Origin of the sequence: Xanthomonas sp. LMG 12460, assembly GCF_009192895.1 — a bacterium.
GTDB lineage: Bacteria > Pseudomonadota > Gammaproteobacteria > Xanthomonadales > Xanthomonadaceae > Xanthomonas_A > Xanthomonas_A sontii.
In genome coordinates this window covers 38,124-49,573 of record NZ_NKUH01000085.1, presented here as the reverse complement: position 1 = coordinate 49,573, position 11,450 = coordinate 38,124, and the positions used below count along the sequence as shown (strand labels likewise).

The 11,450-nt window shown below is 71.8% G+C and carries 11 protein-coding genes; 5 read left to right on the top strand and 6 right to left on the bottom strand.

Translation table 11 applies throughout. The features are described from left to right. The first annotated feature begins 65 nt into the window (after nucleotides 1–65). Nucleotides 66–638, top strand: a complete 573-nt coding sequence (locus CEK66_RS16335; RefSeq protein ID WP_152237596.1) for a Maf family nucleotide pyrophosphatase — start codon at nucleotides 66–68, stop codon at nucleotides 636–638. 22 nt (nucleotides 639–660) lie between these two features. Here CEK66_RS16335 and CEK66_RS16330 read toward each other — a convergent pair whose 3' ends face one another. From CEK66_RS16330 to CEK66_RS16320, 3 genes are read right to left on the bottom strand one after another with little or no spacing between them, the layout of a single operon-like run. Next, a complete protein-coding gene (locus CEK66_RS16330; RefSeq protein WP_152237595.1) occupies nucleotides 661–2,505 on the bottom strand; it encodes a glycosyltransferase 87 family protein in 1,845 nt (614 codons plus the stop codon). Beyond that, nucleotides 2,502–3,491 (bottom strand): glycosyltransferase family 2 protein, encoded by a 990-nt coding sequence (locus CEK66_RS16325; protein WP_152237594.1) that lies wholly within the window; start codon nucleotides 3,489–3,491, stop codon nucleotides 2,502–2,504. Before CEK66_RS16325 ends, CEK66_RS16330 begins: the two co-directional genes overlap by 4 nt. A 50-nt stretch (nucleotides 3,492–3,541) precedes the next feature. Further along, nucleotides 3,542–5,386 (bottom strand): glycosyltransferase family 39 protein, encoded by a 1,845-nt coding sequence (locus CEK66_RS16320; protein ID WP_152237593.1) that lies wholly within the window; start codon nucleotides 5,384–5,386, stop codon nucleotides 3,542–3,544. 36 nt (nucleotides 5,387–5,422) lie between these two features. On the opposite strand from CEK66_RS16320, the gene CEK66_RS16315 reads away from it, so the two are divergent. The 4 genes from CEK66_RS16315 to CEK66_RS16300 are packed head-to-tail and all read left to right on the top strand — an operon-like array spanning nucleotide 5,423 to nucleotide 9,795. Next, nucleotides 5,423–6,376, top strand: a complete 954-nt coding sequence (locus tag CEK66_RS16315) for a MoxR family ATPase (protein WP_152237592.1) — start codon at nucleotides 5,423–5,425, stop codon at nucleotides 6,374–6,376. A gap of 5 nt (nucleotides 6,377–6,381) precedes the next feature. Further along, nucleotides 6,382–7,338 (top strand): DUF58 domain-containing protein, encoded by a 957-nt coding sequence (locus CEK66_RS16310; protein ID WP_152237591.1) that lies wholly within the window; start codon nucleotides 6,382–6,384, stop codon nucleotides 7,336–7,338. After that, nucleotides 7,331–9,280 (top strand): DUF3488 and transglutaminase-like domain-containing protein, encoded by a 1,950-nt coding sequence (locus CEK66_RS16305; RefSeq protein WP_152237590.1) that lies wholly within the window; start codon nucleotides 7,331–7,333, stop codon nucleotides 9,278–9,280. The genes CEK66_RS16310 and CEK66_RS16305 overlap by 8 nt, the downstream gene beginning before the upstream one ends. Beyond that, nucleotides 9,277–9,795 (top strand): Slp family lipoprotein, encoded by a 519-nt coding sequence (locus tag CEK66_RS16300; RefSeq protein WP_152237589.1) that lies wholly within the window; start codon nucleotides 9,277–9,279, stop codon nucleotides 9,793–9,795. The genes CEK66_RS16305 and CEK66_RS16300 overlap by 4 nt, the downstream gene beginning before the upstream one ends. An 81-nt stretch (nucleotides 9,796–9,876) precedes the next feature. Here CEK66_RS16300 and CEK66_RS16295 read toward each other — a convergent pair whose 3' ends face one another. From CEK66_RS16295 to CEK66_RS16285, 3 genes are all read right to left on the bottom strand, one after another. Further along, on the bottom strand, nucleotides 9,877–10,224 hold the full coding sequence (locus CEK66_RS16295) for a histidine triad nucleotide-binding protein (RefSeq protein ID WP_010342491.1): 348 nt from the start codon (nucleotides 10,222–10,224) through the stop codon (nucleotides 9,877–9,879). A 75-nt stretch (nucleotides 10,225–10,299) separates the two neighbouring features. Beyond that, on the bottom strand, nucleotides 10,300–10,914 hold the full coding sequence (gene recR, locus CEK66_RS16290; RefSeq protein WP_148828575.1) for a recombination mediator RecR: 615 nt from the start codon (nucleotides 10,912–10,914) through the stop codon (nucleotides 10,300–10,302). A 213-nt stretch (nucleotides 10,915–11,127) separates the two neighbouring features. Then, nucleotides 11,128–11,448 (bottom strand): YbaB/EbfC family nucleoid-associated protein, encoded by a 321-nt coding sequence (locus CEK66_RS16285; RefSeq protein WP_017909282.1) that lies wholly within the window; start codon nucleotides 11,446–11,448, stop codon nucleotides 11,128–11,130. Nucleotides 11,449–11,450: the final 2 nt, after the last annotated feature.

Here is an 11,450-nt window from a genome sequence, read left to right as displayed (position 1 = left end):
TTGCCCGCCTGCGCCAGCCGCCGCAGACTGCCGGCCCCGGCCTGCCGCCGCCCGCCCTTCCGCCGATGCCCGCGCTGATCCTGGCTTCCACTTCCGCCTACCGCCGCGAACTGCTGCAACGGCTGCGCCTGCCCTTCGAGTGCGCCCGCCCGCAGGTCGACGAGACCCCGCTGCCCGGCGAAGCGCCGCTGGCGCTGGCGCAGCGGCTGGCGGCGGCCAAGGCGGCGGCGGTCGCGGCCACTGCCGGGGAGGCCTGGGTGATCGGCTCGGACCAGGTCGCCGAACTGGACGGCCAACCGCTGGGCAAGCCTGGCGAGGTGGCCGCGGCGCACGCGCAGCTGGCGGCCATGTCCGGGCGCAGCGTGCGCTTCCACACCGCGGTGTGCCTGCAGCGCGGCACACGCACCCTGCACGCCTGCGACCTCACCGAAGTGCAGTTCCGCGACCTGCAGGCCGACGCCATCGCCCGCTACGTCGCCGCCGAACAGCCGCTGGACTGCGCCGGCAGCTTCAAGTGCGAAGGCCTGGGCATCAGCCTGTTCCGCGCGATCCGGACCCAGGATCCGACCGCGTTGATCGGCCTGCCGTTGATCGCGCTGTCCGAGTTGCTGCGCGAGGCCGGCTACACCCTGCCCTAGCCGGCCGACAGGTGCTGCCCTCTTACTGCAACCGGCACCACTGGTACGGGAAGCGCGCCTGCCCGACCCAGGATTGGTAGATCTGACAGGACCCCGGCTGCAGCGCCAGGCCGTAGCGCGCCAGTTGCTGCGCCGCCAGCGCCTGGGTCTGGCGATCCGCGGCGGCGACATCCACGGCCCGTTCCGGCAGCAGCACCCAGCGGCAACGACCGGCATCCACCTCCACACCGGCGCGCACCGGGCGCCGCGCCAGGCGCCGCATCAACGCGCAGTCGGGGCCGCGATCCAGGCCCAGGCGCGCGGCCACCGCATTGAGCCGCTGCAGGCGCTCGACATTGCGATCCACTTCCGCCGGCAACAGCGCATAGCCCTGCCCGCGCGCCGCCAGCATCTCGCGGACCCGCGCGGCGTAGGCCGGCGTTTCCGGGAAATTGGAGGCGACCGACGCGTAAGCCGCCTGCCCGGGCAGGAACGGAACGCGCCACGACTCCGGTGCATCGCCGACCAGCAGCACCAGGCTGCGCTCGGGCTGCGGCATCGGCGGCGCCTGCACACGGAACGCCTGCCGCGCCCAGCGCTCGTGCCCCCATTCGCCCCAGCCGTACAGCGCAAAGGCCGCACAGGCGATCAGGGTCCAACGCGCCGCCGGCGCGGCGATGCGCGCCGGCAGCAGCCGCCGCAGCCCCACCCACAGCAGCAGCGGCGCCAGCAGCTCCGGCACCACCAGGTAGCGCTGGATGCTGAAGGCCGCCTGCCAGGCAAGGAAGGCGACCACCACGAACACCAGCACCGCGCGCCACGCCGGCGCGACCACCTCCGCCGGCGCGGAGGCACGCGGACGCCGCAGCACCCAGCGCAGCAGCGCCACCAGGCCCAGCAGGTACAGCAGCGGCCATACCAGTTGCCGCAGGCGCACCTCGCTGACCCGGTTCGGCGCCAACGAGAACTGCAGCGGCCATGTCAGCCACTCCCACAGCGTCTTCGGCAACCAGCGCGTGTCGCTGACCGCCACCGGCTGCGCCAGCGGCGCCATGAAGTGGCTGTTGAACTGCGGGAACAGCGGATTGCCGAAGGTCTGCCACACCCGTAGCAGCCACGGCCCGGCCAGCAGCGCGAAGCTGAGCACCGTCACCGTAGTCAGCACTACGGCGCCGCCGATCCGCTGCCGCGGACGCCCGCCGGCGACCAGCGCGGCCACGCCCAGGGCCAGCGCGAACAGCGCATTGGTCAGCTTGCAGGCCATCGCCAGCCCGAGCAGGGCGCCGGCCAGCGCCCACCAGCCCAGCGCCACACCCTGCCCCGCGGCCTGTTGGCGGCGTTGCGCGTGCAGTGCGGCGAGCAGCGCGCCCAGCACCGGCAGCGCGCTGGTGTTGTCGCCCATGGTGCCGGCGAACTCGGACAGGAACGCGGCGCTGCACAGCCCGGCCAGCGCCAGCCACGGCACCAGCCGCGCACGGTCCAGCCGCGGGTCGAGCACCTGCCAGACGATGCCGGCCAGCAGCAGGAACGCCAGTGCATGCAGCACGCCCATCGCGAACCCGGCCAGCGGCGCAGGCAAGCCAACGAACAGCGCGTAATGCAACACGTCCAGCAGCGGATTGAAGTAGCTCTGCATCTGCGCCGGCGCCAGGTCGATGCCGAGGCGGCCGTGCAATGCGGCGTAGCCGTTGTACAGGTGGTAGTTGCGCAGGTCCCAGTTGGCGTCCTGGCCCAGCCACAGCGACAGCAGCCCACCCAGGAGCGCGACCGCCACACCCGCCGCGATCACGTTGCCGCGGTTGTGGAAGGCGAAGCGGCGATCCAGCGCGGCCAGCAGGCGCTGGCGGCGCGTCGGGCGCGGCAGCGCCGCAGCAGCAGTGGTGCTCATGCGCCGTCACCATGATGCGCACCCTGCGCGTCCGCCGCCGGCCAGGCCGGGATCGCCAGGTAAGCCAGGCGCTTGGCCTCGATGCGGCCGCGCGTGACCGTGTCCAGGATCAGCCCGCAGGCCAGCAGCAGCACGCCCAGCAACACCAACGCCGAACACAGGATCGCGGTGGGAAACCGCGGCACCAGGCCGGTCTGCGCATAGGTCAGCAACAGCGGCACCGCCAGCGCCAGCGCCAGCAGCACGCAGGCGCCGAAGCCGAGCGAGAAGAACAGCAAGGGCCGCTCGGCCTTGAACAGGCGCAGGATGGTCAGCAGGATGCGGGTGCCGTCGTGCCAGGTGCGCAGCTTGCTCTGCGATCCTTCCGGACGCGCGCCGTAGGCAGTGTCGACTTCCGCCACCGGCATGCGCAGTTGCAGCGCGTGCACCGCCAGTTCGGTCTCGGTCTCGAAGCCGGCGGCATGCGCGGGAAACGACTTCACGTAGCGCCGCGAGAACACCCGGTAGCCGGACAGCATGTCGTCGAAGCTGCGCCCGAACAGGAAGCCCACGCAGCGGGTCAGCAGCACGTTGCCGGTGCGATGGCCGGCGCGGTACGCCGCCGCTTCGTCGCTGCGGCGCGCGCCGACCACCATGTCCAGTCCGTCGCGCAGCAGCCGCTCGACCAGCGCCGGCGCCATCGCCGCGTCGTAGGTCGCGTCGCCGTCGACCAGCACGTAGACGTCGGCCTCGATGTCGGCGAACAGGCGCCGCACCACGTTGCCCTTGCCCTGCAGCGCGACCTCGCGCACCACCGCACCGGCCGCACGCGCACGGGCGATGGTGGCGTCGCTGGAATTGTTGTCGAACACATGGACCTGCGCGCCCGGCAGATGCGTGGCGAAATCGGCCACGACCCGGCCGATGGTGGCCGCCTCGTTGTGGCACGGCACCAACACCGCGATCCGCGGCGCGGCCGCGGGGCGATCGGAGGAGAAACTGGACATGGGCGGCGTGCGGTCCTGCGCGGCAGCGTGGAAAGGCGCGCCATCCTAGCTCAGTGCGGGCGCAGCACGATCGGTTGTTCCCACCAGTCCTCGACGCTGCCGTCGCGGCCGTGCAGGCGCAGGCCCAGCCAGTGCGTGCCCGGTGCCAGGCCACTGGCATCGACGGTGGCACGGAAGCCGATGTTCGGATGATTGGGATCCGTGGAGATCTTCCAGAACCTGGTGACGTCGTAGACGTCGCCGTAGTGCGCCTGCGCCGCGACCTTGCCGTCGAGCAGCACCTCGACCCTGTCGATCCCCACGCCGTCCTTGAACGCCCAGCCGGACACGTCGAAGCGACGCCCGACGCTGGCGTCCACGTCCGGGGTGTTGAACCAGGCCATCGCCGGCGTGGTGCAAGGCCCGCTCGCGCGCTGCGCCGGCAGCGCGAACAGCAGGAAGCGCTGGCTGCCGTGGTCGCTGGACACCACCCGCGGCGGCGGCAGCGGACCGACCAGGTCGCAGACCGCGTGGTAGCGCCGCAGCAGCAGCCGGTACTTCATGTCGCTGGGCGAGAGCACCAGCAGCCGTGGACCGTCGCGGTGGCCGTCGCTGAGCAGACCCCACTGCTGCAGTTGTGCGCTGCGCCCGTGCTTGTCGTTCAACGGATGCGGCAGCACCTGGATGTTGGGATCGCGCAGTTCGAAGCCGAGTTCGGCGCCGACCTTGAAGTTGTCCGCCAGCACCTGGGTGCCGGGCGGCATGCTCGCCAGTTCGCGACGCACCGCGTCGGCCAGCGGCCGCCAGCCGGCGAAGTTGCGCGGGTAGTACTTGTCGCCGGCGGTGTGCGCGCGCACCGCCGGCACCGACACCGCCAGGTAGTAGCCGAACGCACCGACCAGGCCCAGCCCGGCCAGCAGCCAGGTGGCGCGGCGCAGCGGCTTGCTCCAACCGTTGAGGATCACCGGCGTGGCGATCAGCAACGCCAGATAACCCGGCAGCGGCCAGTGGAAGCTGACCCGCTCGGCGTCGGTGAAGAACCCGAGCAGGAAAATGCCCAGCGTGGATACCCCGCCGAGCAGGCCGAAATACCGCCACTGCACGCGCGTGCCGCTGCTGCCGCCGCGCGTGGCCATCAGCGCCACCTTGGTCATCGCCACCGCCAGCAGCGGCGTGACCAGCAGCAACTGGATCAGCAGGAAGGCGATGCCGGCGGGCTGGAAGCTCCAGGGATGGCGGTCGACCAGCTGGAACTTGAGACCGGCTTCGCCGTTGTCCGCGTTCCAGGCCAGCAGCGGCAGCCAGGCGACCATGCCCAGCGCCAGCGCGACCCACACCTGCGGATCGCGCAGCATGCGCCGGCCCTGCGGGATCAGCAGCAGCGCGATCGCGCCGACGCCGATCACGCCGACGAAGCGGTAATGGCTCAGCGCGCCGATGACCAGGCCCAGCGCCAACTCCACCGCGCTCAGCGCCTCGGTCTGGCGCAGCAGCCGCGCGCTGGCGTCGATGCACAGGATCGTCGCCAGCGCCATCGGCACGTCCGGCAGCGCCAGGATGCCCAGGGTGCCGGACAGCGGCATCAGCAAGGCCAGGCTGCCGGCGCGCCAGCCCGCCACTGCGCCGAACCAGCGCGTGGCGATGCGTGCGATCAGCCACGGCACGGCCGCGCCCAGCAGCAGGAACGGCGCGCGCAGCGCCAGCAGGTGGTCGCCGCCGAGCGCCACGCCCAACCGCGCCAGCCACGCGGTCAGCCCGGGCAGGTCCGAGTAGGCCAGCGCCAGGTGCTGGCCTTCCTGCCAATAGAATGCCTCGTCCACGAACAACGGCAGGCGCGCGGCGACCAGCAGTTTGGCGGCGGTGACGAGCGTCCACAGCACGATGAAGACGCTGCGTGCACGTTGTTCCCCTTGCATTGCCCGTACACTCCTTGAAACCGTTGCGAGACTGCGATGCCTACTCCGCTCCGCTTGCAGGAAATGCTAACCGATACGTTGCGCGAGGCGCTCACACGCGCCCAGCAGCAGGTCAACGCGCTGGTCCTGGGCAAGCCGCAACAGGTGCGCATGGCGTTTGTCGCCCTGCTGTCCGGCGGACATCTGCTGATCGAGGATCTGCCCGGCCTGGGCAAGACCACCCTGGCGCATGCGCTGGCGGCGAGCCTGGGGCTGGGCTTCCAGCGCGTGCAGTTCACCTCCGATCTGTTGCCGGCCGATGTGCTCGGCGTGTCGGTGTACGACGCGCAGTCGCGCCAGTTCCAGTTCCATCCCGGCCCGGTGTTCACCCACGTGCTGCTCGCCGACGAGATCAACCGCGCGCCGCCGCGCACGCAGAGTGCGCTGCTGGAAGCGATGGCCGAACAGCAGGTCACCCTCGACGGCACCACCCATCCGCTGCCGTCGCCGTTCTTCGTGATCGCCACGCAGAACCCGGTGGACCTGTCCGGCACGTTCCCGCTGCCCGACTCGCAACTGGACCGCTTCCTGCTGCGGCTGGCGCTGGGCTATCCCAACGCCGAGGCCGAACGCGCACTGCTCAGCGGCAGCGACCGCCGCGACCTGATCGCGCAGGCGCAGCCGCTGCTCGGCGAGGCCGACATGGCCACGCTGCGGCAGGGCGTGGAGCAGATCCATGCCAGCGAGGCGCTGGTCGGCTACGTGCAGGCGCTGCTGGCGCGCAGCCGCCAGCATCCGGGCGTACGGGTGGGCCTGTCGCCGCGCGCCGGCATCGCCCTGCTGCGCGCGGCCAAGGCGCATGCGCTGCTGCTCGGCCGCGGCCATGTGCTGCCCGAGGACGTGCAGGCGCTGTTCGTGGCCGTCGCCGAGCACCGCCTGGTGGCCGAGCAGGAATCGGCGTCCGGCCAGGCCCTGGCCAAGGCGATCCTGCACAGCGTCGCGGTGGACTGACACCGATGCCGGGCGGGCGGCGCGACTGGCGGCAGCGACTGGCGCAGTTGGCCGCGCCGCGCGCGCCGGAAGCGCTGCCGGTGCAGTTGGACCGGCGCCGCATCTACATCCTGCCCACGCCGTTCGGCGGCTTCCTGGCGCTGCTGCTGGCGGCGATGCTGCTCGGCGCGCTGAACTACAACAACAACCCGGCGCTGCTGCTGGCGATGCTGCTCGGCGCGGCCGCAATGGCCAGCGCCATCGCCGCGCAACTGCAGTTGTCCGGGCTGCGGCTGGAAGCGCTGTCGGCCGAGCCGGTGGCGGCCGGGCAGCCGCTGCGTCTGCGGTTGGCGCTGGCCACCGCCGACGGGCGCCGACGGCGCGGCCTGCGCGTGCGCCACGGTGCCGCCCACACCTACCTGGACCTGCACCGCGACGACCGCAACGAGGCCGACCTGGAGGTGCCCACCGAGCGTCGCGGCTGGCTGGACCTGCAGCGTATCCAGGTCTCCACCACCCAGCCGCTGGGCCTGCTGCACGCCTGGGCCTGGTTCTGGCCGGACACCCCACTGCTGGTCTATCCGCAACCGGAAGCCGACGGCCCGCCGCTGCCTGCAGGCGCCGGCACCCCGACCCAGACCCGCCTGCACGCGCTCGGCGAGGAACTGCATCAGTTACGTCCCTACCGCGCCGGCGATGCGCCGCGGGCGATCGCCTGGAAGCACTCGGCGCGCCGCGACACCCTGCTGGTGCGCGAGTACGAACGCCCGATCGGCGTGGACGTGGTGCTGGACTGGCGCACGCTGCCGGCCTTGCCGCACGAACGCCGCATCGCGCGGCTGGCGCGCTGGGTCGAGGAAGCCGAGCGCGACGGCCGCCGCTACCGCCTGCTGCTGCCGGGGCAACCGGCGCTGGGGCCGGGCCGCGGCCCGCAGCACCGGCATCTGTGCCTGCGCGCGCTGGCGCTGCTGCCGCATGACTGAGCCACGCTCGCCCGCACTGCACGCCGCCAGCCGCGCCTGGGCGCTTGGCGCGGCGCTGCTGGCCTTGCTGCCGCTGCTGCTGCAGTTGCCCGCGACGTTGGCCTGGCTGATCGCGCTGTCCGCGCTGCTGATCGGCGCCAGTTCGGCGTGGCGGCCGCTGCCGGCGCTGCTGCGCCTGGCCCTGGTCGCGGTCATGCTCGCGGCGCTGTACTGGCAGGTCGGCCTGCGCTTCGGCCGCGATACCGGCTGCGCGCTGCTGGCGGCGATGCTGGCGATCAAGCCCTCGGAACTGAAGAGCCTGCGCGACGCGCGCAGCCTGCTCGGCTTCGCCCTGTTCGCGCCGTTCGCCGCCTTCCTGCTCGACCAGGGGCCGGTGACGATGGCGCTGGGGCTGGCCGCGGTGATCGCGGCGCTGCTGTGCATGCAGCGCCTGGCCGACCAGGAAGGGCACAGCGCGCGCCGCCCATTGCGTGGGCAGCTGCGCGGCGTCGGCCGTCTGCTGGCGCTGGGCCTGCCGCTGGCGCTGGCCGCGTTCTGGCTGTTCCCGCGCCTGGGCTCGCCGTTGTGGGGCGTACCGGAACGTGCGCTGGGCCGTCCCGGCCTGTCGGACACGATGAGCCCCGGGGAATGGTTGGACCTGTTGGCCGACGACACCCCGGCGTTGCGTGTGCAGTTCTTCGGCCCGGTGCCGGCGCCGGCGCAGCGCTACTGGCGCGGCCCGGTGCTGTGGGATTTCGACGGCCGCACCTGGCGTGCGCAGCGCGACAACGCCTTCGCGCCGGCACCCACGATCCAGCTCGCACCCGGCGGCTGGGACTACCAGCTCGAGGTGGAACCGACCGACCGCCGGCAACTGGTCGCCCTGGACCTGCCGCGGCAGGCACCGCCCGGCACCCGGCTGACGGCCGACGCCGTGCTGCAGACCGAGCGCCCGCTCAGCGCGCTGACCCGCTGGCGGCTGCGGTCGGCGCTGCCGCAACGGGTGGAGGCCGATCTCGCGCCGGCGCAACGGCAACGCGCGCTGGCGTTGCCGCCCGGCTACAACCCGCGCACCCTGGCGCTGGCCCGGCAGTGGCGGCAGCAGGCCGGCGCCGACGACGCGGCGATCGTCGCCCGCGCCCTGCGATGGATCCGCCGCGACTTCGCCTACACCCTGGAGACGCCGTTGCCCGGCCGCGACGGCGTGGACGAGTTCCTGTTCCAGCAGAAGGCCGGGTTCTGCCAGCACTTCAGTTCGGCGTTCGTGGTGCTGATGCGCGGCGCCGGCATTCCTGCGCGCGTGGTCACCGGCTATGCCGGCGGCACCCGCAATGCGTTCGGCGACTACTGGGTGGTGCGGCGCATGGACGCACACGCCTGGGCCGAGGTGTGGCTGCCGCAACGCGGCTGGGTGCGGGTGGACCCGACCGCGGCGGTGGCGCCGGAACGCATCTACGACACCCTGGAGGACCGCCTGGGCAGCGATGCCGGCGCGCAGGGCGGCGGCGCAGACTGGCGCTGGCGCGACCTCGCCGACTGGGCACGACGCGGCTGGAACGACCTGGTGCTGTCCTTCGACGCCAACCGCCAGCAGCGCCTGCTCAGTCAGTTCGGCGTACCGAAGCTGGATCCCGGCCAACTGGTGGCCCTGTTCGCCGGGTTCGCGGTGCTGCTGCTGGGTGCGATGGCGTGGTGGCTGGCGCGCGGCGAGCGCGAACGCGATCCGCTGCTGCGGGCATGGCGCGCGCTGGGCCGGCGCTACGCCCGGCGCGGGCTGGGCCGCGACCCGCACGAACCGGCCCTGGCGTGGGCGGCGCGCGTACAGCGGGAAACCAGCGATGCGAGCCTGATTCCGCTCAGCCGGCGTTTCGCCGATGCGCGCTACGCTGGCGCTGATTCGGACAGCGCTTCATTGTTGCGCGACCTGCGCAGGCACCGTCCGCCCACTGGAGCATCCCGATGAAGATTCGCCTGCTGTTCCCCGTGATCGCTGCGTTGGCGCTCGGCGCCTGCGCCACCGCCCCCAAGCCGCTGCAGGGCCAGTTCGCGCCCGTCAGCCCGCGCGACTCGGTCGCCGGCCAGCAGGCCGGCGCGCCGGTGCGCTGGGGCGGCAAGATCATCAAGACCACGCCCAGCCAGGGCCAGACCTGCTTCCAGATGCTGTCGCGGCCGCTCAACGCCAGCGGCCGTCCGGACAGCGATGCCGCCGACGCCAGCGATGGCCGCTTCATCGCCTGCCGCGCCGGCTTCTACGACCCGGCGGTGTTCGAGCCCGGCCGCGAGGTGACCTTCATCGGCCACGTGTCCGGCTACGACAACACCCGCATCGGCGAGTACGACTACCGCCTGCCGAAGATGGACGCGGACGTGGTGTACCTGTGGCCGGTGGTGCGCCAGGTCGAAGTGGTGCCCGCCTATCCGTACGGCCCCTGGGGCGGCCCGTGGGGTCCGTGGGGCCCGCGCTGGGGCTGGTGGTAAGCCCTGCGTTTCTGCCGCAACGAAAAACGCCGCTGATCCAGCGGCGTTTTTTTATGTCTGCACGTTCGCGCCAGCCGCTGCTCAGGGCGTACCGAAGCGCCCCAGCGGCGCACCGGCGAGCAGATGCAGGTGCAGATGGAACACGGTCTGCCCGGCGTGCTCGCGGCAGTTGATCACCACCCGGTAGCCGTCCTGGGCCAGGCCCTGCTCGCGCGCATAGCTGGCCGCGGCCAGCACCAGCCGGCCGACCAGGGTCGCCTGCTCCGGCGCCAGGTCGTCCAGGGTCGGAATCTCCACCTGCTTGGGAATGAAGAGCACATGCACCGGCGCCTGCGGCGCGATGTCCTTGAAGCCGAGCACGGCGTCGTCCTCGTAGACGATGCTGGCCGGAATTTCGCGACGGATGATCTTGCCGAAGATGGTGTCCATGGAACGCGCCCGGAACGAAAGAAGGGGCCGCCGTTATAGCCCAATTCGGCGTCGCACCGCAGCCGCGTGCGGCGGTTACTCGCCGGTGCCGGTGCGCGGCACTTCGCTGCGGCTGCCGAAGGCGTGCGACAGCGTGCCGCGATCCACGTACTCCAGCTCCCCACCCAGCGGCAGGCCTTGCGCCAGCCGGCTCGGCCGCACGCCATGCTGACGCGCCAGTTGCGCCAGGTAATGCGCGGTGGCCTCGCCCTCGACCGTGGAATTGGTGGCGATGATCAGCTCGGCCACCTCGCCCTGCGCCAGCCGCGCGCCCAGCCGGTCCAGGCCCAGCTCGCGCGGGCCGATGCCGTCCAGCGGCGACAGCCGGCCCTGCAGGATGAAGTACAGCCCGCGGTAGCCGGTGGCGTGCTCGATCGCCAGGCGGTCGGCCGGCGACTCCACCGCGCACAGCTGCTGGCGGTCGCGCGCGGGACTGGCGCAGATCGCGCAGAGCTCGGTCTCGCTGAAATCGCGGCACTGCGCGCAATGGCCGATGCGTTCGATCGCCTCGTGCAACCGCTCGGCCAGACGCTGCCCGCCCTCGCGCTCGCGCTCGAGCACGTGATACGCCATGCGCTGCGCGGTCTTCTGGCCGACGCCAGGCAACACGCGGAACGCATCGATCAGTTGTTCGAGCAGGGGCGAGCTCATTGTGGTTGGGGATTCGGGAGTAGGGATTGGGGATTCGTAAAAGAAACATCGCTGTCACGCGATGTTTTCGTAGGAGCGGCTTCAGCCGCGACGGCTTGACCTGACCGGTCGCGGCTGAAGCCGCTCCTGCAAGAGGAATTCACCGAAGCAGGAAAGGCAGCGCACTCGCGAGACACCGCGAATCCCCACTCCCGAATCCCGAATCCCGGCAACTCAGAACGGCAGCTTCATGCCCGGCGGGATCGGCATGCCGGCGGTGGCCGCGCCCATGCGCGCCTTGGATTCGGCATCGATCTTGTTGGAGGCGTCGTTGAAGGCGGCGGCGATCAGGTCCTCGGCCATTTCCTGGTCGGCCAGGATGCTCGGATCGATCCGCACCTTGCGGCACTCCTTGGCGCCGGTCAGGGTCACGTTGACCATGCCGCCGCCGGCGCTGCCGGTGACTTCCAGCTTGGCCAGTTCTTCCTGGGCGCGCTGCAGGTTTTCCTGCATCTTCTGCGCCTGTTGCATCAGTTGGGCGATATTGCCGCGCATCG